At 66.1% G+C, this 25,881-nt stretch carries 24 protein-coding genes and 1 pseudogene; 17 read left to right on the top strand and 8 right to left on the bottom strand.

Going from position 1 to position 25,881, the window contains the following annotated elements:
- Nucleotides 1-28: 28 nt before the first annotated feature.
- The 7 genes from EEB15_RS09075 (at nt 29) to EEB15_RS09045 (ending at nt 7,011) form a co-directional block, all read left to right on the top strand.
- A complete protein-coding gene (locus EEB15_RS09075; protein ID WP_141509512.1) occupies nt 29-1,510 on the top strand; it encodes a sugar ABC transporter ATP-binding protein in 1,482 nt (493 codons plus the stop codon).
- A complete protein-coding gene (locus tag EEB15_RS09070) occupies nt 1,491-2,489 on the top strand; it encodes an ABC transporter permease (protein WP_141509511.1) in 999 nt (332 codons plus the stop codon). The genes EEB15_RS09075 and EEB15_RS09070 overlap by 20 nt, the downstream gene beginning before the upstream one ends.
- 54 nt (nt 2,490-2,543) lie before the next feature.
- On the top strand, nt 2,544-3,512 hold the full coding sequence (locus EEB15_RS09065; RefSeq protein WP_141509510.1) for a substrate-binding domain-containing protein: 969 nt from the start codon (nt 2,544-2,546) through the stop codon (nt 3,510-3,512).
- A gap of 150 nt (nt 3,513-3,662) precedes the next feature.
- Nucleotides 3,663-4,670, top strand: a complete 1,008-nt coding sequence (locus EEB15_RS09060) for a sugar phosphate isomerase/epimerase (RefSeq protein ID WP_141509509.1) — start codon at nt 3,663-3,665, stop codon at nt 4,668-4,670.
- Complete coding sequence (locus EEB15_RS09055; protein ID WP_141509508.1) at nt 4,667-5,833, top strand: Gfo/Idh/MocA family protein; 1,167 nt, start codon at nt 4,667-4,669, stop codon at nt 5,831-5,833. Before EEB15_RS09060 ends, EEB15_RS09055 begins: the two co-directional genes overlap by 4 nt.
- Before the next feature lie 46 nt (nt 5,834-5,879).
- Complete coding sequence (locus tag EEB15_RS09050) at nt 5,880-6,074, top strand: DUF2905 domain-containing protein (protein WP_141509507.1); 195 nt, start codon at nt 5,880-5,882, stop codon at nt 6,072-6,074.
- Nucleotides 6,075-6,087: 13 nt separating this feature from the next.
- On the top strand, nt 6,088-7,011 hold the full coding sequence (locus EEB15_RS09045; protein ID WP_141509506.1) for an ROK family protein: 924 nt from the start codon (nt 6,088-6,090) through the stop codon (nt 7,009-7,011).
- A gap of 109 nt (nt 7,012-7,120) precedes the next feature.
- On the opposite strand, the gene EEB15_RS09040 is transcribed toward EEB15_RS09045, so the two are convergent.
- The 4 genes from EEB15_RS09040 to EEB15_RS09025 form a co-directional block, all read right to left on the bottom strand.
- Entirely contained in the window at nt 7,121-8,347 is a 1,227-nt protein-coding gene (locus tag EEB15_RS09040) for a multifunctional CCA addition/repair protein (protein ID WP_141509505.1), read from the bottom strand.
- 35 nt (nt 8,348-8,382) lie between these two features.
- A complete protein-coding gene (gene dapA, locus EEB15_RS09035; protein ID WP_141509504.1) occupies nt 8,383-9,291 on the bottom strand; it encodes a 4-hydroxy-tetrahydrodipicolinate synthase in 909 nt (302 codons plus the stop codon).
- Nucleotides 9,288-9,971, bottom strand: a complete 684-nt coding sequence (locus tag EEB15_RS09030; RefSeq protein WP_141509503.1) for a glutathione S-transferase family protein — start codon at nt 9,969-9,971, stop codon at nt 9,288-9,290. The genes dapA and EEB15_RS09030 overlap by 4 nt, the downstream gene beginning before the upstream one ends.
- A 147-nt stretch (nt 9,972-10,118) precedes the next feature.
- Complete coding sequence (locus tag EEB15_RS09025) at nt 10,119-12,110, bottom strand: lytic transglycosylase domain-containing protein (RefSeq protein ID WP_141509502.1); 1,992 nt, start codon at nt 12,108-12,110, stop codon at nt 10,119-10,121.
- A 9-nt stretch (nt 12,111-12,119) separates the two neighbouring features.
- Here EEB15_RS09025 and EEB15_RS09020 point away from each other — a divergent pair, with 9 nt between their 5' ends.
- Genes EEB15_RS09020 through EEB15_RS09010 form a run of 3 tightly spaced genes read left to right on the top strand, consistent with a single transcriptional unit; the run spans nt 12,120 to nt 16,262 of the window.
- Entirely contained in the window at nt 12,120-12,707 is a 588-nt protein-coding gene (locus tag EEB15_RS09020; protein ID WP_141509501.1) for a 5-formyltetrahydrofolate cyclo-ligase, read from the top strand.
- Nucleotides 12,708-12,718: 11 nt separating this feature from the next.
- Nucleotides 12,719-14,461: an ABC transporter ATP-binding protein gene (locus EEB15_RS09015; protein ID WP_141509682.1), complete on the top strand. Its 1,743-nt coding sequence runs from the start codon at nt 12,719-12,721 to the stop codon at nt 14,459-14,461.
- Nucleotides 14,451-16,262, top strand: coding sequence for an ABC transporter ATP-binding protein (locus EEB15_RS09010; protein ID WP_141509500.1), 1,812 nt, complete (start codon nt 14,451-14,453; stop codon nt 16,260-16,262). The genes EEB15_RS09015 and EEB15_RS09010 overlap by 11 nt, the downstream gene beginning before the upstream one ends.
- 170 nt (nt 16,263-16,432) lie before the next feature.
- On the opposite strand, the gene EEB15_RS09005 is transcribed toward EEB15_RS09010, so the two are convergent.
- Nucleotides 16,433-17,416, bottom strand: a complete 984-nt coding sequence (locus tag EEB15_RS09005) for a LysR substrate-binding domain-containing protein (protein WP_141509499.1) — start codon at nt 17,414-17,416, stop codon at nt 16,433-16,435.
- Nucleotides 17,417-17,551: 135 nt separating this feature from the next.
- Between EEB15_RS09005 and EEB15_RS34220 the strand changes: the two genes are divergently transcribed.
- Nucleotides 17,552-18,067 carry a DUF2917 domain-containing protein gene (locus EEB15_RS34220; protein ID WP_141509498.1) on the top strand — a complete coding sequence of 172 codons (516 nt, stop codon included), beginning with the start codon at nt 17,552-17,554 and terminating at the stop codon, nt 18,065-18,067.
- A 17-nt stretch (nt 18,068-18,084) separates the two neighbouring features.
- Here the strand turns inward: EEB15_RS34220 and EEB15_RS34215 are convergent.
- A pseudogene (locus EEB15_RS34215) lies at nt 18,085-18,276 on the bottom strand (TfoX/Sxy family protein); the annotation flags it as partial.
- Between the two features lie 131 nt (nt 18,277-18,407).
- Here EEB15_RS34215 and EEB15_RS08990 point away from each other — a divergent pair.
- The 4 genes from EEB15_RS08990 (at nt 18,408) to EEB15_RS08975 (ending at nt 21,023) form a co-directional block, all read left to right on the top strand.
- A complete protein-coding gene (locus tag EEB15_RS08990; RefSeq protein WP_141509496.1) occupies nt 18,408-19,007 on the top strand; it encodes a TetR/AcrR family transcriptional regulator in 600 nt (199 codons plus the stop codon).
- Complete coding sequence (locus EEB15_RS08985; RefSeq protein ID WP_141509495.1) at nt 19,004-19,528, top strand: gluconokinase; 525 nt, start codon at nt 19,004-19,006, stop codon at nt 19,526-19,528. Before EEB15_RS08990 ends, EEB15_RS08985 begins: the two co-directional genes overlap by 4 nt.
- Nucleotides 19,529-19,596: 68 nt before the next feature.
- Nucleotides 19,597-20,586 (top strand): MBL fold metallo-hydrolase, encoded by a 990-nt coding sequence (locus EEB15_RS08980; protein ID WP_141509494.1) that lies wholly within the window; start codon nt 19,597-19,599, stop codon nt 20,584-20,586.
- Between the two features lie 128 nt (nt 20,587-20,714).
- Nucleotides 20,715-21,023, top strand: coding sequence for a hypothetical protein (locus EEB15_RS08975; protein ID WP_141509493.1), 309 nt, complete (start codon nt 20,715-20,717; stop codon nt 21,021-21,023).
- A 9-nt stretch (nt 21,024-21,032) separates the two neighbouring features.
- On the opposite strand, the gene EEB15_RS08970 is transcribed toward EEB15_RS08975, so the two are convergent.
- Nucleotides 21,033-21,905, bottom strand: coding sequence for a DUF6279 family lipoprotein (locus EEB15_RS08970; protein ID WP_141509492.1), 873 nt, complete (start codon nt 21,903-21,905; stop codon nt 21,033-21,035).
- Nucleotides 21,906-21,924: 19 nt separating this feature from the next.
- Here EEB15_RS08970 and glmU point away from each other — a divergent pair, with 19 nt between their 5' ends.
- Nucleotides 21,925-23,322, top strand: a complete 1,398-nt coding sequence (gene glmU / locus EEB15_RS08965) for a bifunctional UDP-N-acetylglucosamine diphosphorylase/glucosamine-1-phosphate N-acetyltransferase GlmU (protein WP_141509491.1) — start codon at nt 21,925-21,927, stop codon at nt 23,320-23,322.
- 5 nt (nt 23,323-23,327) lie between these two features.
- On the opposite strand, the gene EEB15_RS08960 is transcribed toward glmU, so the two are convergent.
- Nucleotides 23,328-23,825, bottom strand: a complete 498-nt coding sequence (locus EEB15_RS08960) for an Lrp/AsnC family transcriptional regulator (RefSeq protein ID WP_141509490.1) — start codon at nt 23,823-23,825, stop codon at nt 23,328-23,330.
- 121 nt (nt 23,826-23,946) lie between these two features.
- Between EEB15_RS08960 and glmS the strand changes: the two genes are divergently transcribed.
- The gene (gene glmS, locus EEB15_RS08955) at nt 23,947-25,821 is read left to right on the top strand and encodes a glutamine--fructose-6-phosphate transaminase (isomerizing) (protein WP_141509489.1); all 1,875 of its coding nucleotides are present in this window, start codon (nt 23,947-23,949) and stop codon (nt 25,819-25,821) included.
- Nucleotides 25,822-25,881 lie beyond the last annotated feature (60 nt).

Here is a 25,881-nt window from a genome sequence, read left to right as displayed (position 1 = left end):
CCGCAGCGCATAGCGCGGAGGTAACCTGATGAGCCTCGCCGTCGAATTCGATGGCGTCGTCAAGGACTTCGGAACCGTGCGCGTGCTGCACGGTGTCAGCTTCAGCATCGAGCCGGGGCGCGTCTACGGCCTGCTGGGGGAGAACGGCGCGGGCAAGTCGACGTTGATGAAGATCCTCTCGGGCTACCTGCAGCACGATGGCGGCGAGGTTCGGGTCGACGGCGAGCCCGTGCGCTTCAAGAACTCGCGCGAGGCCGAGGCCCGCGGCATCGTCCTCATCCACCAGGAGTTCAACCTGGCGGAAGACCTGACCATCGCCCAGAACATCTTCCTTGGACACGAGGTGAAGAAGGGCTGGCGGCTGGACGACGCGGCGATGGATGCCATGACGGCCGACGCGCTGCGGCAAGTCGGCTTGCAGTCAAGCCCCGGCACGCGCGTGCGCCAGCTGATCGTCGCCGAAAAGCAGTTGGTCGAGATCGCGAAAGCGCTGGTGCGCAAGGCGCGCCTCTTGATCATGGACGAGCCGACGGCCACGCTGACGCCCGGCGAAACCAGCCGCCTGTTCGAGCTGATGGCACGCTTGAAGTCAGAGGGCGTGACGTTGATCTACATCTCGCACAAGCTCGACGAGGTGGAGCGCGTGACCGACGAGGTGATCGTGATGCGCGATGGACGCTTCGTCGTCCGCCAGCCGACCGCGTCGTTGACCCGTCACGAGATGGCCAACTTGATGGTGGGCCGCGAACTGTCGGACCTGTTCCCGCCCAAGGAAGCCGCGCCGCAGGCGCCGCCGCTGCTGCGCGTGGAAGGCATGAGTGTTCCGGGCTGGGCCGAGGACATCGCTTTCGAAGTGCGCGGCGGCGAGATCCTGGGCTTTGCCGGACTGGTCGGCGCCGGCCGCACCGAATTGTTCGAGGGCCTGCTGGGCCTGCGCCCCGCCGAAGGCCAGGTGGAAATCGAAGGCATGCGCCTGCATTTGCGCAGCCCGCGCGACGCAGCGCGGCACGGCATCACTTACCTCAGCGAAGACCGCAAGGGCAAGGGCCTGCACGTCCACTTCGGGCTGCGCGAGAACCTGACACTGATGAACCTGCGGCGCTATGCGCAGCCCTGGCTCGACCCCGCCCGTGAAGATGCGGCGCTGGCGGAGGCGGTGCAATCCTTCGGCATCCGCACCGGCGACTTGCGGCAGCGGGCGTCTTCGCTGTCGGGCGGCAACCAGCAGAAGCTGGCGCTGGCCAAGGTGCTCGACCCGAAGCCACGCGTCGTGGTGCTCGACGAGCCTACGCGCGGCGTCGACGTGGGCGCCAAGCGCGACATCTATTTCCTGATCCAGCGGCTGGCGCGCGAAGGGCTCGCCGTCGTGGTGATCTCGTCGGAGCTGGTGGAACTGATCGGCCTGTGCCACCGCGTCGTCGTGATGCGCGCGGGGCGCATCACCGCCAGCCTGACCGAAGACCAATTGACCGAAGAGGAGCTCATCGCCCATGCCACCGGTACACGCTGAAACCACCGGCGCTCGCGCGGCCGCGCTCTGGGGGCGGCTGCACGGCTTCGGCCCGCTGCTCGGCCTGGCGCTGCTGTGCATGGCGGGAACCATGCTCAACGGCGAATTCGCCACGCTCGATAACGCGTTGAACGTGCTGACCCGCACCGCCTTCATCGGCATCATCGCGGTGGGCATGTGCTTCGTCATCATCTCGGGCGGCATCGATTTGTCGGTGGGTTCGATGGCGGCGCTGATCGCGGGCTGCGTGATCCTGGTGATGAACTGGGGCGGTGGGTTGATCGGTTCGCCCGTGCTCGTGGTGGTGCTGGGCATGGTGCTGGCATTGGCGCTGGGTGCGGGCTTCGGCATGGCGCATGGCCTGTTGATCACCAAGGGGCGGATCGAGCCCTTCATCGTGACGCTGGGCACGCTGGGCATCTTCCGCGCGTACCTCACGTACTTTGCCAACGGCGGCGCGATCACACTCGACAACAAGCTCTCCGATGTCTACAGCCCGGTCTACTACGGAAGCCTCGCGGGCGTGCCGTACCCGGTGTGGGTGTTCATCGTCGTTGCGCTGGCCGGCGGGTTGATCCTGAACCGCACGGCCTACGGCCGCTACGTTCAGGCCATCGGCTCCAACGAGCAGGTCGCCCGCTATGCCGCGGTCGACGTGGACCGCGTGAAGATCATCACCTACATGCTGCTCGGGTTGTGCGTGGGCATCGCGACCTTGCTCTACGTGCCACGGCTCGGTTCCGCATCGCCCACCACCGGCCTCCTGTGGGAACTGGAAGCGATTGCGGCCGTGATCGTCGGCGGTACGGCGCTGAAGGGCGGTGCGGGCAGCATCACCGGCACGGTGGTCGGCGCGATCCTGCTCTCGGTCATCAGCAACATCCTCAACCTCACCAGCATCATCAGCGTGTACCTGAACGCGGCGGTGCAGGGGTTCGTCATCATCATCGTCGCCTTCCTGCAGCGGGGGCGGCGATGAGGATCAGGCAGTAGCAACAGGCCGTTCGGCCACCATCAACCCAAGGAGACAAGCATGACGAAGTTGAACCGCAGGCTGGCGCTGGGCGCCACCGCACTGGCAGCTGTGCTGGCCGCGGCGCCGGCGTGGGCGCAGGCCAAGAAGGAAGTGCTGGGCGTGTCCATGCCCGCTGCGACGCACAGCTTCATGGCCGGCGCCGTGTATTGGGCCAACGAGGCCAAGAAGGACCTGGAGAAGGCCAACCCCGGCATGCAGGTGATCGTGAAGACGGCCGCCAATGCGTCCGAGCAGGCCAATCAGTTGCAGGACCTGGTGACTGTGAGCAAGATCACGTCGCTGGTGGTGTTTCCCTTCGAGTCGGCGGCACTGACCAAACCGGTCGCAGCCGTGAAGGCCAAGGGCATCTACGTGACGGTGGTCGACCGCGGCCTTACCGATACCACCGCGCAGGACGCGTATGTGTCCGGTGACAACACCGCTTTCGGCAAGATTCCGGCCGAGTACATCGCCAAGGCTTTGAACGGCAAGGGCAATATCGTGGCGCTGCGCGGCATCCCGACCACGCTCGACAACGAGCGCATGGACGCCTTCAACGCCGTGATGAAAAACCACCCCAACATCAAGCTGCTGGACGCCAAGCACGGCAACTGGAACCGGGACGACGCCTTCAAGGTGACGCAGGACTACCTGACGCGCTTCAAGGAGATCGACGCTATCTGGGCGGCCGACGACGACATGGCCGTGGGCGTGTTGAAGGCCATCGAGCAGGCCAAGCGCAAGGACATCAAGCTGGTGTTCGGCGGGGCCGGTGCCAAGGGCGCGATCAAGACGCTGATGGACGGCAGCGACCCGCTGATCCAGGCCAACGTTTCATACTCGCCCAAGTTCATGTACGACGCCATCAAGATGACCGGCGAGGCGCGCCTGAAAGGCCAGAAGCTGCCTGCGAACAACATCATCCCGTCGGTGCTGATCACGAAGGCGAACGCGAAGGACTTCTACTTCCCTAATTCGCCGTTCTAAACCCTCACTCGGAAATCGCTACGCGATCTCCGAGTGGTCTGAACAGTGCGAGGAGGACCGGCGGAGCCGGATCCTCTCCGCAAAGGTTGTCGCGCTTCATGTTATTCCGCGCGACAGGTGCCGCTAGCGGTTTGAATGCAGGAGTCTTCGATGCCTCGTCCCGTCACCCTCTTCACCGGCCAGTGGGCTGACCTATCGCTTGCCGAACTCGCGCCGCTTGCCAAGCGCATGGGCTATGACGGCCTGGAGCTGGCTTGCTGGGGCGACCACTTCAACGTGCAGGAAGCGCTCGCGAGCGACGCTTATGTGCGGGACAAGTGGGCATTGCTGAAAGAGCATGGCCTCACCTCGCTCGCCATCGGCAATCACCTGGTGGGCCAGGCGGTGTGCGACCTCATCGACGCACGGCACAAATCCATCCTGCCTGATCACGTGTGGGGCGATGGCGACCCGGAAGGCGTGCGCCGCCGGGCCGCCCGCGAACTCGCCGACACCGCGAAGGCCGCGGCGAAATTCGGCGTCAAGACCGTGACGGGCTTTACCGGCTCTTCGATCTGGCACGCGACTTACGCCTTCCCACCGACGACCCAGGAATTCTGGGACGCGGGCTTCGCCGATTTCGGCGAACGCTTCGGCCCCATCCTCGACACCTTCGACAGCAACGACATCAATTTCGCGCTCGAAGTTCATCCGACCGAAATCGCCTTCGACATCGCCTCGGCGCAGCGTGCGATCGAAGCCGTGCATGGCCACCGCCGCTTCGGCTTCAACTTCGACCCGAGTCACCTGGCCTACCAGGGCGTGGACTACGTGAAGTTCCTTCGCACCTTTTCCGGCCGCATCCACAACGCGCACATGAAGGACGTGTGGTGGGGCCGCGGCGACGGCACCGTGGGCGTCTTCGGCGGCCACACGAGTTTTGGCGACGCGCGCCGTTTCTGGGATTTCCGCAGCGTCGGCCGCGGCATGGTGGACTTCGAATCCATCATCGTCGCGCTCAACGACATCGGCTATGCCGGCCCGCTCTCGGTGGAGTGGGAAGACAGCCGCATGGACCGCGTCCACGGCGCCACCGAAAGCGCGGCCTTCTGCCGCCGGCTGGATTTCAAGCCCGCGGCCGGCGCTTTCGATGCCGCATTTGCCAAGGATCGCGCATGACAGTGCCTGCACGCAAACTCCGCTACGCCATGGTCGGCGGCGGCCAGGGCGCTTTCATCGGAACCGTGCACCGCAAGGCCATGGCCCTCGATGGCCAGATGGAACTGGTGGCGGGCGCGCTCTCGTCCACGCCCGACAAGGCCAAGGCGTCGGGCCGCGAACTGCTGTTGCCCGATGAGCGCAATCACGGCTCCTGGCAGGAACTTCTGGCCGACGAACTGCAGCGAGACCCGGGCGACCGCATCGACTTCGTTTCCATCGTCGCGCCCAACGACGTGCATTACCCCGTGGCCAAGGCGTTCGTCGACGCCGGCTTTCACGTGGTCTGCGACAAGCCGCTGGTGCACACGGCCGCCCAGGCCGGCGCGCTGGTGAGGGCGGTGCGCGCGCGCGGTACCGTGTTCGGCGTCACCTACAACTACACCGGCTACCCGATGGTGCGGCAAGCGCGGGAGATGGTGCGCGCGGGCGAGCTCGGCACCATCCGCAAGGTGGTGGTCGAATACAACCAGGGATGGCTTGCGACGAAGCTCGAGGCCGAAGGCAACAAGCAGGCACAGTGGCGCGCGGACCCGGCGCGAAGCGGCGGCGCGGGCGCCATCGGCGACATCGGATCGCATGCGGAAAACCTGCTGACAACTGTGACGGGGCTGCGGGTGGAGGCGCTGTGCGCCGACCTGAGCGCTTTCGTTCCCGGCCGCACGCTCGACGACGATGCCAACGTGCTGCTGCGCCTTTCGGGCGGCGCGCGCGCGGTGCTGGTTGCGTCGCAGATCAACACAGGCGTGGAAAACGGGTTTCGCTTGCGCGTCTCCGGCACCCAGGGTTCACTCGAGTGGTGGCAGGAGCAGCCCAGCCGCCTCTTGCACAGCCCGCAGGACGGCCCGCCGCGCCTGCTGACGCGCGGCTCTCCCTGGCTGCATGAAGCAGCTAAGCGCGCGAGCCGCCTGCCGTCCGGGCACCCGGAAGGCTTCATCGAGGCTTTTGCGAATGTTTACCTGGGCGTGGCCGGCGCCATCCGCGCCCGTGCGAATGGCGTCCCTGCCGATCCGCTGGATGCCGACTACCCCACCGTGGAAGAGGGCGCGCGCGGCGTGCGTTTCATCGAGGCGGCGATCGCGTCGGCCGGCAGCGATGTGAAGTGGACACCGGTGCGGGATTGACCGCGGTACGAAACGCGCGGGCCGGCAAACCTCCTACACTCGCGGGATGATTCGCTGGGTCATCGTCGTCTTTCTCGCCCTGATGCTCATCAACTGGTTCAGCCCGTTGCTGCAGCGCATGGGCTTCGGCAAGCTGCCCGGCGACCTGCGCTTCCGGGCCTTCGGGCGCGAGTGGTTCATCCCGCTCACCACCACCATCCTGCTGAGCCTGGCGGTGGCGTTGATCTCCAAATTCTTCTGACCGGGTCTTGCGCATGAAAGCCTGCATCGACATTGGCGGCACCAAGGTGGCCGTGAGCCTGAACAGCGGCGCCGGCCTCGAATTGATCGCCCGCCGCAGCGAACCCACCGCCAAGACGGGCGACAACGACGCGCTGGCCCACCAGGTCATGCGGATGGTCGATGAAGCATGCGCCGAGGCGGGCGTTGCGCCGGCATCGGTGGAACGGGCGGGCGTTTCTTCGTGCGGGCCGTTCGTCATTCGCGGCGGGTTGGTGGAAGTCGCGGCGCCCAACATCTGCGGCGGCATGGCCGGCCCGGCGCGCGGCTTGCCCAACACCTGGGAGACGGCGCTGCTCGAGGGGCCGCTGCGCGAACGTTTTGCGCATGTGCGGGTGGAGAATGATTGCATCGCCGCGCTGGAGGCAGAACGCCGCTGGGGCGCGCTGGAAGGCTTCGACCACTGCGCCTACGTGACCTGGAGCACCGGCATCGGTGTCGGCCTGTGCGTGGACGGGCGCATCCTGCGTGGCAAGAACGGCAACGCGGGCCATGCGGGCCACATGTTCGTGTCCGACAACAACGATGCGCTGTGCGGCTGCGGCAATATCGGCGATGTGGAAGGACTGGTCGCCGGCAACTCCATCGCGCGGCGCTTTGGCGCTGACGCGGCGGCGCTGCTGCAGCGCGCGCAATCCGGCGACAGGCAGGCCGAAGCCACTGTCGACGAGTTGTGCCGCGTCATGGGCCGCGCGCTCTACAACCTGGTGACCACGCTGGACCTGCAGCGCATCAGCCTGGGCGGCAGCGTGTTCTGGCACAACCGCGCGTACCTGCTGCCGCGACTGCAAGCGCAGGTGGCGGGCAAATTCCCCGCGTTGACTGCGGGCACCGAATTGGTCGAAGCCGGGTTGGCGGATCGGGTCGGCGACTACGCGGCGCTGGCATTGCTGGTTTGACGGCAAGCGTTACGTCATCCCCGCGAAGGCGGGGATCCAAGGCGCCCTGATGCACTGAATTCCCGCCTGCGCGGGAATGACGACACATGCATCGCCATAGGCCGGTACGCTACTCGCCCAAACAGGCAGCCACCGCGCTGATCCGCGCTCTGTGGATCATCTCGCCGATGCGGGGACCGTCCAATTTCTGCTCTTGCGCTTTTGCGGCGATCTCGTGCGTGGGTACGGCCTGGGCCGCCGCCAAAGCCGACATGAGGCGCGGGCGTTGCGGGTAGGCGCGCTCCTCCAATCCCAAACGGCCGCGCGCATCGCATTCGCAGGCCAGCAGGATCTGCTCGAAGCGCTGGGGCTTGCGGAAGGCATCACAGCGCTCCAGCAGCCGCACGACGGCGGTGGCGTTGAACTCCTCACTGCGATGGATGTTGCCGTGCTCGCGGGCCACCACATCGGCGATTTCGCGGCACTCGGTGGGCACGCGCAGGCGTTCGCACACGCCTTTGAGCAGTTCCACGCTGCGCTCTTCGTGGCCGATGTGCTTGGGCAGGATGTCGGCCGGTGTGGTGCCCTTGCCCAGGTCGTGGGTGAGGCACGCGAAGCGCACCGGCAGCGGAGCTTGCAGACGCGCGCTCATGTCCAGCACCATCATCAGGTGCACACCGGTGTCGACCTCGGGGTGGTATTCGGCGCGCTGGGGCACGCCCCACAAGCGCTCGACTTCGGGCAGCAACCGGGTCAGCGCGCCGCATTCGCGCAGCACCTCGAACATGCGCGAGGGCTTGTTCTCCATGAGGCCGCGTGCCAATTCTTGCCATACCCGCTCGGCCACCAGCGCGTCTACTTCGCCGGCCTCGACCATCTCGCGCATCAAGGCCAGCGTTTCCGGCGCCAGGCTGAAGCCGGAAAAGCGCGCGGCAAAGCGGGCGACGCGAAGGATACGCACCGGGTCTTCGCGAAAGGCCACGGTCACGTGGCGCAGCACGCGGCTCTTGAGGTCGGCCTGGCCGTGATACGGGTCGATGAGTCTGCCGTTTTCGTCCTGCGCGATCGCATTGATCGTGAGGTCGCGCCGGGCCAGGTCTTGCTCGAGCGTGACGTTGGGTTCGGCATGGAACGCGAAGCCGTGGTACCCACGCGCGGTCTTCCGTTCGGTTCGCGCGAGGGCGTATTCCTCGCGCGTCTGCGGATGCAGGAACACCGGGAAATCCTTGCCGACCGGCAGGAAGCCGCCGGTGATCATCTCCTGCGGCGTGGCGCCGACGACGACCCAGTCGTGGTCGTTCACGGGCAGCCCCAGAAGGGCGTCCCGCACCGCGCCGCCGACCATGTAAGTTTGCATGGACCGAGTTTACGGCCCCGCGCGGAGAGCCGGCCTCAGCCGTTCAAGCGCGACCAGACGCCGCGCGCTTGCTGCTCGACTTCAGGCGGCGCGGGCGGCAAGGGCAAACGGCATTCGCCCATCTCCAGGCCCAGCGTGCGCAGCATCGCTTTGATGGACATCGGGAAAACCGAGGTGTCGCTGTTGATGAAGTTGAAGGAGTCGATGAGCCGTGCGTTGACCGCGCGCGCCTCAACGACATCGCCTCGGCCGAACGCCGCGAACATCTGCTGGAACTGCGGGCCGGTCCAGTGCGTGCTGGTGCCGACGATGCCCACCGCGCCCGCGGCAAGCAAGGGCAGGGTGAAGCTGTCGTCGCCCGAGTACAGGTCGAAATGCTCGCCGGCCTGTGCGATCAGCGCGGCGGCGGCGGGCGGGTCGCCGGTCGCATCCTTGAAGGCGACGATGTTGGGCACCTCGCGGAACAGCCGTAACAGCACGTCCTGTGCGACGCGTCGGCCGGTGCGCAGCGGCACGTCGTAGATCATGACGGGCAGGTCGGTGGCGGCGGCGACAGCGCGAAAGTGCGCCTCGATGCCCGCTTGCGGCGGGCGGCTGTAGTAGGGCGCGACCACGATCACCCCGGCGGCGCCGAGTTCGCGCGCCATCGCCGTCAGCTCCACGCTGTGCCGCGTGTCGTTGCTGCCGGTGCCGGCGATCACGGGGATCGTTACCGCTTCGGAAACCGCGCGGACCAGGTCGCAGCGCTCGGCGTCGGACAGCGTGGACGCCTCACCCGTCGTCGCCGCGAGCACCAACCCGTCGTTGCCTCGCTCAGCCAACCAGCGGGCGAGACGCCGGGCGGCGTCCAGGTCCAACCGGCCCCGCGCGTCGAACGGTGTGACCATCGCGGTGAGCACCCGACCCCATTGCCGAGGCGCGCGAATGGCAGGCTCAACGCTCATCGCGCAGTTCGATAAGGCTCGTCAAAATCGACGAAGGTTTTCTCCGCCTGCGCCTCATCGATCCAGGCCTTGACGCCGGGCAGGGCGCACAGGCGCCGGATGTAGTCGGTGATGTGGCCGGGCACCGGCAGCGCGTAGTTCTTGATGCGCATGCAGACCGGCGCGAAATAGGCATCGGCGATGGAGAATTCGCCAAAAAGCATCGGGCCCTTGTTCTGCTCCAGCAGTTCGGTCCACATCGCGACGATGCGCTGTACGTCGGCGCGCACTTCAGGCTTGTCGCGCCAGACGATGGCGCCGGCCTGCGGCAGCGCGGCTTCGATGTTCATCGGGCAGTTGCTGCGCAACCCGGTGAAGCCGGCGTGCATCTCGGCGCATACGCTGCGCGCCCGGGCACGCGCTTTCGCCTGCTGCGGCCAGAGCTGCTTCTCTGGAAACTTCTCGGCCGCGTATTCGGCAATCGCCAGCGTGTCCCACACGGCAAAGCCGTCATCGACCAACACCGGCACCCGCCCCACCGGGCTGATCGGGCGCAGCGTGTCCTTGAAAGCCGAGTCGCCGTCGAACGAATCGAAGCGGACCATCACCTCCTGGAACGGGATGCCCGCCTGCTTGAGCAGCACCCACGGACGCATGGACCAGGAGGAATAGTTCTTGTTGCCGATATAGAGTTTGAGCATGTCGCACCTTGTTTCAAAGTGATCGGATGCTACCGACACGGACGCCGGCGATTGATGACAAAAAAACGCCGAATTGATGCGGGCGGCGTCAATCGCTTCGTTTGCGCACCTTGCCGAACGCGCGGCGTATCGGTCCTTCCAGTAAGACTAGGGCAAGTCCCGGTTGGGCTCGGGCTGGGCCGCATCGCGCGGCCCGACGCGGCCCAGGCGCTCCTTGAGCGACTGCGGCTGGCCGCTCAGAATGGCGGCGTAAAGCGTGGTGTTGGACAGTACCTTCTTCACATAGTCGCGCGTCTCGTTGAACGGCACGTTCTCGGCCCAGGCCGCGGCCTCGATCACGGGGCCGTTGCGCCAGTTGCGCGGGCGGCTGGGACCGGCGTTGTACGCGGCGGCGGCCAGGGGCATGGAACCGGAGAAGTCGTCGAGCACCAGCTTGAGGTAGCCCGTGCCGATGGCGATGTTGGTGTCGCGGTCGCTGATCTGGTCGGGCGTGAAGCTGGTGAGGCCGATCTTGCGGGCGGTCCAGCGTGCCGTGGCCGGCATCACCTGCATGAGGCCCGAAGCGCCGACGTGCGAGCGGGCATCCATGACGAAGCGGCTCTCCTGGCGGATCAGGCCATACACATAGGCCGGGTCCAGGTTGATCTCGCGGCTGCGCTTGACGACCGACTCCCGGAAGGGCATGGGGAAGCGCTGGTCGGCGTCGAATTCGGCCTTGGTGCGCTCGCTGGTGTTGATGCAGCGGTCCCAGATTTCGCGGTCGCACGCGAACTGCGCGGCGGCCAGCAGCTCGCGCTCGGCCATGCCGCCGGGCTTGGCCAGGTTGGTGACGTAGTTCCATTCACGCACGCCTTCGGATCGCAACGTCAACGCGATCGCGTACACCGCACGGTTCAGGCCGATGTTCAGGCGTGCGGCTTCCTTTTCTTCCGGGGTGAGCGACGCGGGCTTGGCTGGCACCGTGATCTTCTGGCCCGTCTCTTCCAGGGCCAGTTGCTCGTAGAAGCCGCGCACGGAGGCGATGGACTGCAGCATCTTTTGCGCATCGGCCTTGTTGGTGTCGCCGCCCTGTGCCATCAGTGCGCGGGCCTTCCAGTAGACCCAGGTGGGATCGGCGCGACCATCCTCGCTCATCGCGTTGACGGTGCGCAACACCACGGGCCATTGCGTGCCGCGGACCGAGCGCAAGGCGGCGCGGACCTTCCAGCCCAGCATGTCGTCGGTGAGGTCCTGGTCGCGAGAAACCTTCGCGAAGTGGTCGAGGGCGTCGTTGCCCAGGCGCTGCGCCGATTGCTTGCCCAGCACACCCCAGACCCAGTTGCGCTCTTCAGGCGACAGCATGGGTCCCCATTTGTTTTCGAGCTGGCTGGCCGCGTTGTCCGGGTCGGTCGATGCCAGCTTGATCAGCGCCAGCACCATCATCTCCTTGCGCGCCTTCGACGCCACCACGACCCGGCTGGTGAGGTACTTCGCGGGGCTGTTGTTCAATTCGAGGAACTGCGGCACCGCGTCGGGCGCCACGATCTCGATCGCCGTGGCGGCGGCGCGCGGGCGGTTGTTCTCCGTCGCGAGGCGGGCCTTGCGCCAGGCGTCGTCGGCCGTCATGCGCTTCGAACCCCGTGTATCACCGATCAGGCGAGACGCGGCCAGCGTGCAGCCGTCGTCCGCATCGCGCAGGCCCAGCCAGTTGCGCCGCACTTCTTCGGAATGGGCCGGGGGCGCCGCCGAGCCTTCGCGCACGTGGGCGACGAGCAGGGCGTAACAACGCACCTCGCGGTCGTCGTTCATGCGGTACTTGGGGTATTCGGCTTCGAAGTTGGTCCAGTCGCGGCGCTGGCCCAGCAGCAGCAGCCAGTCGTTGCGGAGCCGATCTTCCTGGTAGGTGCCGGCGTAACGGGTGAAAAACTCCTGCACTTCCTGCGGCTGGGCCGTATCGAGGCGGGCTTTCAATTCCCAGTAGGCGGCCCACGGCTCCAGCACGTGGCCGCGTACCTGCGGCAGCAACTGGGCGAGCCGCGGGCGGTTGCCCTGGCGGTAAGCCTGGTGCATCTCGAGGATCAGGTCGTCACCTTTGACCTGGGCTTGCACGGACGCCGCGCCCGCAAGCGCGATCAGTGTCAGAATTCTTAACAATCTCATTGGGCGATTATGGACAAGTCACAAGAAAAAAGGGCTTTGCGCAAGGAGCTCGTCGAACAGCGGCTGAACATGCCGGATCGCACCGAACGGTGCGACCTGTTGCAGCGGGTGATGCGCATCTGGCTGGTCAACCGCCCCGACATCGTGATCGGTGCGTATTGGCCGATCAAGGGCGAGTTCGATCCCCTGCCGGCGCTGCACCGCTGGAAAGAGGACGGCGAACTGCTGGACGAGCCGCAACCGCGCCGCATCGGGCTGCCGGTGGTCGACAAGCTGCATAAGACGCTGAAGTTCCACGCATGGTTCCCCGGCTGTTACATGGAAGAAGACGCCTATGGCATTCCCAAGCCCAAAGACACCGAGGTGATCGTGCCGACGCTGCTGTTCGTGCCGTGCGTGGGCTACGGACCCGGCGGCTTCCGTCTGGGCTACGGCGGGGGCTTTTATGACCGCACGCTGGCGACGTTGCAGCCCAAGCCCTACACCGTGGGACTGGGCTTCACCAACGGTTTCATCGGCGACCTGGAGCCGGAACCGCACGACGTCCCGCTGGACGCGATCCTGAACGACAACGGGGTGGTGTGGCCGATCAGTTGAATGAAAGCACCATCAGCCTCTACCGGCTGATCGGCCGGTTCCTGCAGCGACACAGTGCCTCGTATGCCTCAGCTGCAGCGATGCTCGCCGGTATCGCCTGCCTCACGGTGTGGATCCCGCGGCAGATCGGCCAGGTCGTCGATGGCCTGGTCGCGCGCCAATTGGTGGGGGCGGCGCTGTTCCAGGAGCTGGCCTGGCTGGTGCTGGCGGGCATCGCCGTGTATTTCCTGCGCGTGGGCTGGCGCCTGAGGCTGTTCGCCGCAGCTTACCGATTGGGCGTCGAACTGCGCGAACGCCTGTATTCGCGCCTGGCGCTGCAAGGCGCGCACTTCTTCCAGGGCCAGCGCACCGGTGACCTGATGGCCATGGGCACCAACGACATCGACGCCGTGGAGATGGCGGCCGGTGAAGCCATGCTGGCCGGCTTCGATGGCACGCTGACGCTGGTGCTGATCGTCGCCATGATGTCGCTCGGGGTGGATTGGCGGCTTGCTGCTTTTGCGCTCTTGCCGTTCCCCTTCATGGCTTTGAGTTTCTGGTGGATCTCGCGCCATGTGCACGAGGCCTGGCGGCTGTCGCTCGATACCTTCGGCGCCCTGAACGACCACGTGCAGGAAACGCTCTCCGGCGTGCGTACCGTGCGCGCGCTGGGCCTGCAGGCACGCAGCGAGGCGCAGTTCAGCGCCCTGGCCTCCGCCACGGCCGACGCCAGCTTCGACGCGCAGCGCTGGGAAGCCACGTACGAGCCGGCCGTCGGCTTCACGCTGAGCGCGGCCACCGTGCTGACGCTGGGTGTCGGCGGCTGGCTGGTGTGGCATGGCGAACTCACCGTCGGCCAACTGACGAGCTTCAGCCTCTACCTGGGGCAATTGATCTGGCCGATGTTTGCCGCGGGCTGGGTGCTGTCGCTGCTGGAGCGCGGCAAGGCCGCCTGGAGCCGGTTGCAGCCGGTACTCGATGCGCCGCTTTCCGTGGACGACCACGGCACCGTTCCGGCGTTGGTGCCCGGGCCGCTCGCGGTGCGGGGCGTGAGCTTCAGCTATCCGGGCCAGGGCAAGCCCGCGTTGCATGACGTGTCGATGGAACTGGCACCGGGCCGCACCTTGGGTCTCGTGGGCCCCACCGGCTCGGGCAAGTCCACCTTGTTGCGGCTGTTCTTGCGCCATCACGCGCCCGCCGGTGGCACGTTGGAATGGAACGGCGTGGAACTGCGTGACTACACCTTGGCGGCACTGCGCGGCGCGATAGCGTGGGTGCCGCAAGAGGCCTTCTTGTTCTCGGCGTCCGTTGCGGAAAACATCGCCTTGGGGCGGCCCGATGCAACCCGCGAGCAGATCGAGGACGCGGCGAAGCTCGCCGCGGTCCACGACGACATCCTGCGCCTCCCGCAAGGTTATGAAACGCCGGTGGGCGAGCGCGGCGTCACCCTGTCGGGCGGACAGCGCCAGCGCGTGGCCATTGCGCGGGCGCTGCTGGTGGACGCGCCATTGCTGTTGCTGGACGACGCGCTGTCGGCAGTGGACACCGAAACCGAGGCGCGAATTCTTGCGCACCTGCGCCAGGCACGGGTCGGACGCACCGTGATCATCGCCAGTCACCGCCTGAGCGCGGTGGCCGATGCAGACCACACCCTCGTGCTCCGGGATGGGCATCTGGTGGAACAGGGCAGTCACGCGTCGCTGGTGGCCCACAACGGCTGGTACGCGCGGCAGTGGCGCTACCAGCAACTGCAGGCGAGTCTCGATGCCAGCTGAAGCCGCCGACACCCCAGGCCTTCCCTCGGCACCTGCCGAGGTGCGTCGCACGTTCAGCGATGCGGCCACGTTGCTGCTGCGCGCTGCGCAGCCCGATCGCAAGCACCTGAACCACGGCTTGCTCTGGCTGATCCTGGCTGCGGGACTGGAAGCGCTCGGCCCGCTGATCGGTAAATTCTTTCTGGACAGCTACTTGCTGCCCCACAACGCCGACATTCCTGCGATCGCGGGCCTGCTGCTCGGCGCGCTGTTGGCCGGCATGGCCGCCAGTTACCTGCGCTACCTGCAACTGGTGCGGCTCGCCGGGCTGGCGATGCGGTCCGTCCGGCGCATTCGCGAGAACGTCTACGGCCACGTGCTGCGGCTGCCGATGAGTTTCTTCGACACGGCCATCACCGGCCAACTGGTCAGCCGCGTCACCAACGACACGGAGGCGGTGAAGACACTCTATGTGCAGGTGCTGTTCGTGATGCTGGACAGCGTGATCGTGGTGGCCGGCACCATCGCCGCGATGCTGTGGCTGGACTGGCGGTTGATGCTCATCGTCGGGACCTTGGTACCCGCGGTGGCGCTGATCGTCGCGTTGTACCAGCGCCTTTCCGCGCCGGCCGTCACGCGCACGCGCGAACTGCGCAGCGAACTCAACGCGCAGATGGCGGAGTCGATCGCCGGCATGGCGGTGCTGCAGGCGGGCAATGCGACGGAGCGTTTCGGGGCCCGCTTTGCCGACATCAACGAAGCGCACTACCAGTCGCGTCAGCGCGAGCTGCGCGCCAACGCATGGCTCCTGCGGCCGGTGCTGGACCTGTTGAACGTGATCCTGCTGGCGGTGGTGATCGCGGTGTTCGGCGCGCGTGGCAACGGCGCCGCGCTGAGCGCACTGGAAGTCGGCGTGCTCTACGCCTTCATCAGCTACATCTCGCGCGTGGTCGAGCCGCTGATCCAGATCACCATGCAGTTTTCACAGTTGCAGCAGGCGATGGTCGGGGCGGCGCGCGTGCACGCGCTGCTGAAAGAGGCAGAAACGCCTATCGCCACGGCGGACGGCCGGGTGACGGAGGGCGCGATCAGCATCCAGCAACTGAACTTCGCTTATCGCACGGGCCGGCCCGTGCTGCACGACCTGAATCTGCAGATACCGCCGGGGAGCTTTTACGGCATCGTCGGCCACACGGGCAGCGGCAAGAGCACGCTGCTGTCTCTGCTGCTGCGTTTCTATCCGGCGCCGGCGGGGGCCATTCGCATCGACGACACACCGGTGGATGCGATTGGGGAAGACCATTTCCGCGACGCCATCGGCCTGGTGCCACAGGACCCGTTCCTCGTGGCGGCCAGTGCGCGCGAGAACATCACAATGGGCCGCAAGCTGAGCGATGCACAGGTCGAGGCGGCCGCCCGCGCCGCGAGCGCGCACGAGTTCGTCATGGGCCTGGAGCGCGGGTACGACACGCCGCTGGGCGAGGGCGGCGCGCGCCTGTCGGTAGGGCAAAAGCAGTTGCTGGCCATCGCGCGCGCCCTGGCCGGCGAGCCACGCATCCTGTTCCTCGATGAAGCCACCTCGCACATCGATTCCGAGACGGAGCAGGTGGTGCAGCGCGCGCTGACGGCGCTGCGGGGAAAGGTCACTGTCGTCGCGATCGCGCACCGCCTCTCCACCATTCGTGCCGCCGACCGCATCGTGGTGTTGAACCATGGTCGGATTGCCGAATTGGGCACGCATGGGGAGTTGATGGGAATTTCCGATGGGCTCTACCAGCGGTTGTACCTGCTCCAGCAGCTGGAAGAGGAAGGGGCCGGCTGATCTCGCGCGGCCACGGACGCCGGGTAGCCGATGCAGCGAATGTCCCCCGTCGCGGCGAAGCCGCTCCCTCCTCCTTTATTTCGCCGCATCGGCTACCCGGCATCCGTGGCGGGACCAAGTGGGTGCGCCGACAGTCGAACACCCGCCCCGATCCTCGATGGGGGGCACCTTCAATCCAGATCGTCGATCGTGTCCGGATCCGGCACCTCACCGATCGTCTTGCGCGTGGCCTTGCTCTGCGCCATCAGCCACGCGCAGAAGTCCTTGATTTCCGGCCGTTGGGCGCTGCGCGGGCCGACGATCAGCCAGTAGGCCATGGGAGAGTCCATGCGCTGGTTCGGCAGCGGTTCGACCAGGTCGCCGTTTGCCAAGGCCTCCGCCACCATCGGTAGGCGCGCCAGCACCACGCCTTGCCCGGTCAGCGCGGCCTGCACCATCTGGTAGGCGTAGTTGAAGTACAACCAGCGCTTGGGCTGCAGTTTGGAAAAGCCGTGCTCGTCGAACCATCGGCGCCAGGTGAGCCACTCCAGGTGCGACTGGTGGGCATCGCCCGCTTCGATCAGCGCGAACTGCGCGAGATCCTGGGGCTTCTTGAGGGGCGGGCCGCTCTTGAGCAGCCAAGGGCTGACAACCGGGGTGAGCTGCTCACCGAACAGGCGGATCGCGTGCGGCGGCATGGTGCCCATCGGCCCGTAGCGAAGGGCCATGTCGACGTCGGCCACTTCCAGGTCCAACGTGGCGTCCGAGGCGTCGATGCGGATGTCGATCTCGGGGTTGTCGCGCTGGAACTGCTCCAGCCGGGGGATGAGCCACATCGAGGCGAATGACGCGAAAGTCGTGAGCGCCACCGCGCGGCGGCCTGCGCTCTGGCGGATTTGCCGCACCGCGCTGTCGATGCGCGGCAGCGATTGCGAGACGGCCATCAGCAACTGGGCGCCGGCACTGGTCAGTTCCACCGCGCGGGTGTGGCGCAGGAACAGGCCGACACCCACTTCTTCTTCCAGCGACTGGATCTGGCGGCTGACGGCCGATTGCGTGAGGGCCATTTCTTCGGACGCGGCCCGGAAATTCAGGTGCCGGGCGACGGCCTCGAAGGCGCGCAGGTGGCCGGCGGAAATGGGCCGGGTGCGCAGGTGCGTTTGGGAGTGCTGCATGGTGCCAGTCTGTGTCAGGAGCGTTGAGGGCATTGATGCGAATTGGGAATCAATAGGGTATCTCCAATTCATTGGACTGCCAAGCGCCTGTCGCCGATCATTCAATGCCAGAAACGCCCAACAAGGAGAATCCTCATGGCCTCGCAAATGCTCTCGCAAACGCAACAATCCACCGCCGCTTCCGCCCTGCCCGGGACCTGGAAACTGGCCGCCGGACGCGCGATCACGCTCGAGCCGCGCGAGGCCGGGGTGGTCAAGGTGGCACATGGCCAGGTCTGGGCCACTTACGACGGCCCGCACAGCGGTCCCAGCAATGATCTGGGCGACCATATCGTCGGCGTCGGCCAGCAGCTGCGGCTGCGCCCGGGCCAGCGGATGGTGATCGAAGCCTGGAACGGCGACGCACCCGCCTATTTCAGCTGGGATCCGCTGCCGGTAGTGGCGCCCGCCCCGCGCCTGGCCCGCCTGGTTCAGCCCTTGGCCGACTTGCGGCTGGCCTTGGCCTTCGGCGCCGGCGCCGCGGGTCGCTTGGTCGCCGGCTTGGCTGGCTTGGCCTGGGACTTGGTGGCCGGCCGCGGCCGGGACGCCTTGGCTGACTGCGCCTTCAACGCGCAGGCCAAGGCCTGCCGTGCCCACGGCGCCATGAGCTGAACGGATTCCAGTGCCTCCTCTGGCACTGTGTAGTAGTTCATGCTGCGGGGCACGCCCTGCATCTCATAGGTAAAACGCTCGCCGCCGGCTTCCTCGAAGCGGCGGCGATTTTCATCGTCGGCCTTCAGCCACAGCTTTTCACCGCCGCCCAGGTTGGCCACGATGGCGATCGTGAGGCCATCGACACTGATGCCCCAGCCACCGAACATGCGTTTGGCGCGGCACGGCCCCGCGCTCGCCAGCAGTTCGCAGCAATAGTCGGCAAAACGGGAGTCGGCAGCCATGGGGCGGGAGCGTAGCAGCGTGCCCGCATAATTCCAAGCACGCTCCACACGACCCCATGGCCCGGCCCAAATCCTCGCAACACGAACTCAAGCGCGACGAGATCCTCGACGTGGCGGCGCAATGCTTTGCTGACCGTAGCTACCCGGCCGCGAGCATGAACGACATTGCGGCCGCCTGCGGCGCGTCCAAGGCTCGGCTCTATCACTACTACGAAAGCAAGGAAGCGATCCTCTTCGACCTGCTGGATCGCTATACCCAGCGCCTGCTGGCGGTGATCGGCCAGGCGGAAGCCACAGCGCAGCGCGGCAACCTCGACGACCGGGCGGCCCTGCACGAACTGGTGCGCGCTTTCCTGGAGGAATACGAGAACTCCGCGACGCGGCACGTGGCGCTGCTGCACGACACCAAGTTCCTTGGCGAGGCGCAGCGCGATTTGATCGTGGACCGCCAGCGGGACGTGGTGTCGGCCATGACGCGCTTCCTGCGGCGGGCCTATCCGCAACGCGTCACGCCCGCCAACCAGACACCGGTGACGATGATGCTGTTCGGAATGATCAACTGGACGTTCACGTGGCTGCGGCCGGGCGGGGCCATGAGCTATTCGGCCTTTGCCGAAGAAGTGGTCGCCATGCTCGAAAACGGCCTGGCGAAATGACGGCGATCCACGTCGTCGTGATGGGCGTTGCCGGGTGCGGCAAGTCGGCCGTGGGGCAGTGCATCGCGCAGTCGCTGTCTCTGCCGCTGATCGAGGGCGATGAGTTCCATCCGCAGGCCAACATCGACAAGATGCGCCAAGGCCTGCCGCTGGACGATGCGGACCGGGCCGGCTGGCTGGCACAACTGGCGCAGGAGTTGGTGCGCCACCCGGCCGGCGCCGTGCTGACCTGCTCCGCACTCAAGCGCGCTTATCGCGACCGGCTGCGGGCGGCGGCGCCCGAGCTGCGCTTCGTCCACCTGCAGATCACGCAGGAGGAGGCGCTGCGCCGTGTGCAGGCACGTGACGCCCACTTCTATCCGCCCAGCCTCGTGGCCAGCCAGTTCGAGGCGCTGGAAGCCCCATCGGACGAGCCCGGTGTGCTGGAGATCGATGCGAGCCGGCCATTGGAGGCCGTTGCCGAAAGGGCGGTCGAGTGGCTTCAGAAGCCGGGGCTTCTGAATTCAACAATGCGTAATTGATTACGATTAGGTAAAATCTCCGTCGGTCGCTTTATTCCCGTGCCCGGGCAAAAAATCAGGAGAGACGTGTGTCCAAAGCCTTCGCCAGCCAGGCCGACCTGGCCGACAAGAAAATCACTTTCGAGCAGCTCAGCGCGCATTGCTGGGCCTACACCGCCGAGGGTGACCCTAATTCGGGCGTGATCATCGGCGAGAAGTTCATCATGGTCAGCGACGCCACGGCCACGCCCGCGATGGCGCAAGACCTGATCGCACGCATCCGCGAAGTGAGCGACAAGCCGATCAAGTACGTGCTGCTCACGCACTACCACGCGGTGCGGGTGCTGGGCGCGAGCGCCTATGCGGCAGAGGGCGCGACCGAGGTCATTGCGAGCCAGGGCACGCTGGAGCTGATCATCGAACGCGGCAAGGAAGACATGCAGTCGGAGATGGAGCGCTTCCCGCGCCTGTTTCGCGGCGCCGAAGGCGTGCCGGGGCTGACCTGGCCCACGCTGGTGATCGGCGGCGGTAACCCGGTCAAGGGCGAAGTCCCCGGCATGCTCACGGTGGACCTGGGCGGGGTCAAGGTGCAGATCTGGCATCCCGGACCAGGCCACACGCGTGGCGACACCGTCGCCTGGGTGGAAGAAGAGAAGGTGCTGTTCTCCGGCGACCTGGTCGAGTACGAAGCCGGTGTCTACACCGGCGACGCGCACCTCGAAGAGTGGCCGGCCACGCTGGAGGCGCTGCGCGCGCTGCGCGCCGAGGCCATCGTGCCGGGGCGTGGCGAAGCCATGAAGGGCCAGGCCGAGGTGAACAAGGCACTCGACTACACCAAGCGCTGGGTCCAAACGCTGTACGCGTGCGGCAAGGAAGCCGCCGCCGCCAACATGGACCTGAAGGCGGCGATGGAACACACCCGCAAGAAGATGGACCCGATCTTCGGCCACGTCTTCATCTACGAGCACTGCTTGCCGTTCGACGTGAGCCGCGCCTTCGACGAGGCCAAAGGCATCAAGAACCCACGCATCTGGACGGCCGAGCGCGACCAGGAGATGTGGGCGGCGCTGCAGGCCTAAAGCGTTTCGCGTGTAGTCCGGCGCTGACAACCCACGCACGCGCCGGACGACACGACTGCTGGGCTTGGCCTCCTAAGCTGGGTTTTCGCCGCCTATTCCGGTGGCGGATCCCCACAGGAGATTTCCAGATGGCCGAGAGCAAATCCACGTCGCGCATCCTGCAGCAGCAGCCCCCGCGCGGCGACGATCAACAGCAGCAACAGCAGTCCGGCTCGGGCGAGTTCCAGCCCAAGCCCGCCGCGCAGCCGGGCGGGCAGCAGATGGGCGAGGGCAGCTACGAGGCCACCCGCGACTATCAGAAGAACATCAAGGAATACCTGAAGGACGCCGACGTCGAGTCCGACGCGCAGGCGGCCAAGCCGCGCTCCGAACAGGAAGCGCGCGAGCTGGACGAGGCCGAGAAGGAAGGGCGCTCGCACTCCAAGGGCGAGCGCTGAAGAAGCCGGTTACTTCAGCGCGCTGAGTTCGCGCAGGTCGCGCTGGTACGCCCGCAGGCGGCGTGCGCCGGCTTCACGTTGCGCGGCGGTGGTGCTGTTGTGCAGGGCTGCGGCGTTGGCACAGGCCTCGTCGATCAATGACTGCTGGAAGGCCCGGTCGCCCGGGTCCGCCGGCAGGCGTTGCCGGTCCAGGTAAGCCCGTAGCAGGGCGCGCGCCTCGGCGAGTGGGATCGACTGCCCGGCCACCTTGCGCAAGGTTTGCAGCGTGTCGCGCTGGCGGCGCTGGCGCTCGGCCAGAACGCGCTTGCCGTCGAACGTCGACTGTTGCAGCTGGCGGCGCAGCACGGCCCGTTGTGTGTCGTCCAGCTTGCCGTAGATCATCTCGCTGCGCTCGATGAACTTGTCGAGGCGCTTCTCGGCGATCTCGCTCGCCGTGGGCCGGATCCAATCCTTCCGGAATTCCTCGTTGACCTTTTCGTACTTCCGCTCGAGGTGCACCAGCTGTTCAGGCGTCAGACCCAGCACGAGCGTGACGACAGCCGGCTCCGCGCGTTCGGAAAGCACTTCCAGCCGTTGCTGCGCCTGCGTGATGAAGTTGCAAGCCTGGGCGGCGGTCACATCGGTGGGGGCGGCCTGTTCCATCGCCTGCAACAGGGCGATGAACTGCGGCAGCTCGCTGGTGCGGTGCCAGGCGTGCAGGCGGTCGAGGTCTTCGCGCACCCGCCCTTCCTGCTCGTCGGTGAAATCCAGGTAGCTGTCCAGCCACCAGTAGGCGAGGCCGTCGATGTTGTTGTAGCCCAGCTTGATGGCGCTGCACGCTGCCAGCGCGGCTGCCAGCGCCAGCAAGCCGATAATCCGGCCAAGTCTTGAAGCGATGGTCATTGCAGAAAAAGGAAAGTAAATGACAGCAGTCGATGTGGTCGTCATGGCCGCCGGCAAGGGCACGCGCATGAAGAGCCGCCTGCCCAAAGTGTTGCACCGTTTGGCCGGTCGCGCATTGTTACAGCACGTGGTCGCCTGCGTGGCCCGGCTGCAGGCGCGGCGTGTGGTCGTTGTCACCGGCAATGGCGCTGAACAGGTGGAGGCCGCTGTGGCCGGCTGGCCCAACGATGGCCTGCCGGTGCCGGTGTTCGTGCGGCAGGAGCCGCAGCTGGGCACAGGCCACGCCGTGCAGCAGGCCGTGCCCGTGCTGCCGGACGACGGCACGACCCTGGTGCTGAACGGCGATGTGCCGCTCATCGAGGCCGCCACCCTGCAGAAAGTGCTGGACGCATGCGGCGGCAAGCGGCTGGTGCTGCTGAGCGTCGACATGGACGACCCCAGCGGCTACGGCCGCATCCTGCGGTCCGGCGAGGCGGTGTCCGCCATTGTGGAACACAAGGACGCTACGGAAGAGCAGCGCCAGATTCGTGAGGTGTACACGGGCTTCATGGCGGTGCCCAATGCATTGCTCAAGCGCTGGCTGGCGCGTCTGGACAACAACAATGCGCAGAAGGAGTACTACCTGACCGACATCGTGAAGATGGCGGTGGGCGAGGGGGCTGAAGTGGTGGCTGTGAAGACGGCGGACAAAGTGCAAGTGGACGGCGTCAACAGCCCGGCACAGCTGGCTGACCTGGAGCGCGCTTTCCAACTGCGCCAGGCTCGGGCGCTGATGGAAGAGGGCGTGCGGCTCGCCGACCCGGCGCGGTTCGACGTGCGCGGGGAACTGGTTTGCGGGCAGGATGTGGAGATCGACGTCAACTGTGTATTCGAGGGTCGCGTGTCGCTGGGCGACAACGTGAGGATCGGCGCGAACTGCGTGATCGCCAATGCCCAGATCGCGGCCGGTGCGGTCATCCATCCTTTCTCGCACATCGACGGCGAGAAGCTCGGCGTGCGTATCGGCGAGGGCGCGCTGATCGGGCCGTTCGCGCGGCTGCGGCCCGGTGCGGATCTGGGCGCCGAAGTGCACATCGGCAATTTCGTCGAAGTGAAGAATGCGACGCTGGCGCGCGGCGCCAAGGCCAACCACCTGGCCTACCTCGGCGACGCCACCGTGGGGGAGCGCGTCAACTACGGCGCGGGGGCCATCACCGCGAACTACGACGGCGCCAACAAGCACCGCACGGTGATCGAAGACGATGTGCACATTGGCAGCAACAGCGTGCTCGTGGCGCCAGTGACGATCGCGCGCGGCGGCACCGTCGGCGCCAGTTCCACTATCACCAAAGACACGCCTGCCGGCGCGCTATCCGTGGCGCGCGGCAAGCAGGTGAGCATCCCCAACTGGGAACGGCCGAAGAAGAAGGCGAAGTAGCCGATTTAGCGCGAGCGGCCCAGCGGAATGCGGGGCTCGAATTTCGCGCGGCGCATCGAGAAGAACGCCTTCACGTTGCGCACGTTGGCATCGCTGGTGAACAGGCGCTGTGCGATTGCGAGGTAGCCCGGCATGTCCTGCGCGTACACAATGAGGACGAAATCCGGACCGGGCGAAACGCGGTAGCACTGCTGTACCGCATCGTCGCGCACCACTCGCTCCTCGAACGCCTGCTGCTCCTCCTGGCCTTGCCGGTCCAGCGTGATTTCGACGATGGCTTGAAGACCGTGCCCCAGCAGCGGCGCCAACCGGTCGGCAGCCAGGATCGCGACCTGCCGCTCGATCAGCCCGGCTTCGCGCAACCGCTTGACGCGGCGCAAGCAAGTAGGCGGCGATACATGGACATGCTGGGCCAAATCCTGATTGCTCCACGACGCATCGTTCTGGAGCTGATCCAAAAGAGCCAGGTCGATGGCGTCCAGGTTTAATAATTCTTCTGGCATTTTTGAAATTATATTTCTCCATGCGTGAATGGAGAAATTTTATTCAACAAAACTAAACTTATTGACCCCATATTTCTCTCTGACGCCTCTAGAGTCACTCCCATCAATCCAGGAGTTCCTCATGTGTGGCATCGTCGGCGCCGTCTCTACCCGCAACATCGTTCCCATCCTCGTCCAGGGCCTGCAGCGCCTCGAGTACCGGGGCTATGACTCGTGCGGTGTCGCGGTCTACGCGGACGGCCTCAAGCGCGCGCGAAGCACGGACCGCGTCGCCGAGTTGCTGGGCCAAGTCGAGAAGGGCCACCTCGATGGCACCACCGGCATCGCCCACACGCGCTGGGCCACCCACGGCGCGCCGGCGGTACACAACGCGCATCCCCACTTCAGCCACGGCCCCGGAAAAGACGCATCGAGCAAGCCCGGCCGCATCGCGCTCGTGCACAACGGCATCATCGAAAACTACCAGGAGCTGCGTGCCGGGCTGAAGGCCAGGGGCTATGAATTCGCGAGCCAGACCGACACCGAAGTGATTTGCCACCTGGTCGACAGCCTCTACGACGGCGACCTGTTCGACGCCGTCAAGGCTGCCGTCGGCCAATTGCACGGGGCGTACGCGATCGCGGTGTTCTGCAAGGACGAGCCCCATCGTGTGGTCGGCGCGCGTGCAGGCTCGCCGCTGATCCTGGGAGTGGGTATCGACGGTAAAGAGAACTTCCTGGCCAGCGACGCGATGGCCCTGGCCGGAGTGACCGACCAGATCGTCTACCTGGAAGAAGGCGACGTGGTCGATGTGCAGCTGGGCAAGTACTGGGTGGTCGACAAGTCGCACAAGCCCGTGACGCGGACCGTCAAGACCGTGCACGCGCACAGCGGTGCGGCGGAGCTGGGCCCATACCGCCACTACATGCAAAAGGAAATCTTCGAGCAGCCACGCGCCGTGGCAGACACGCTCGAAGGCGTGCAGTCCATCGTGCCGGAGCTGTTTGACGGCGTCGGCGAGAAAGGAGCAGGCACAAGTGCCTGGCGCGTGTTCAAGGAAGTGGATTCGGTGCTGATCCTGGCGTGCGGCACCAGTTACTACAGTGGATGCACCGCCAAGTACTGGCTGGAGGGCATCGCGAAGATTCCAACGCAGGTCGAGATCGCGAGCGAATACCGCTACCGGGACTCCGTGCCGCATCCGGGTACCTTGGTCGTGACGATCAGCCAGTCGGGCGAAACGGCCGATACGTTGGCGGCGCTGCGCCATGCGCAAAGCCTGGGCATGGACAAGACGCTTACCGTGTGCAACGTGGCGACATCCGCGATGGTGCGTGAATGCAAGCTGGCATACATCACGCGTGCCGGGGTCGAGATCGGTGTGGCGTCGACCAAGGCGTTCACCACCCAGCTGGCTGGGCTCTTCCTGCTGACGCTGGCGCTGGCGCAGGTCAAAGGGCGCCTGTCGGAGGCCGAAGAAGCCGCGCACCTGAAGGCGATGCGTCACCTGCCGGCCGCACTGTCGGCGGTGCTGGCGCTGGAGCCGCAGATCATCAGCTGGTCGGAAGACTTCGCGGGCAAGGAAAACGCGCTGTTCCTCGGGCGTGGGCTGCACTATCCCATCGCGCTGGAGGGCGCCCTCAAGCTGAAGGAAATCACGTACATCCACGCGGAGGCGTATGCAGCCGGCGAACTCAAGCACGGACCGCTGGCGCTGGTGACCAGCGAGATGCCGGTGGTCACGGTGGCTCCCAACGATGCGCTGCTGGAAAAGCTCAAAAGCAACATGCAGGAAGTGCGCGCCCGCGGCGGCGTGCTTTATGTGCTGGCCGATGCCGACACCCGCATCGAGAGCGAAGACGGCATCCACGTGATCCGCATGCCGGAGAACTACGGCCCGTTGAGCCCGCTGCTGCACGTCGTCCCGCTGCAGCTGCTGGCATATCACACCGCCTGTGCCCGGGGAACCGACGTCGACAAGCCCAGGAACCTGGCCAAGAGCGTGACGGTGGAGTGAACGCCCGGCGATCAGCTCGACCGTTAAGCCGTGCGCACGTAGGCCGCCCACACATTGACA

The sequence above is a fragment of the Ramlibacter sp. WS9 genome, from assembly GCF_003797765.1.
Classification (GTDB): domain Bacteria; phylum Pseudomonadota; class Gammaproteobacteria; order Burkholderiales; family Burkholderiaceae_C; genus Ramlibacter.
Note: the sequence above shows the minus strand (reverse complement) of the source record. Positions and strands in the feature narration are given on the sequence as shown.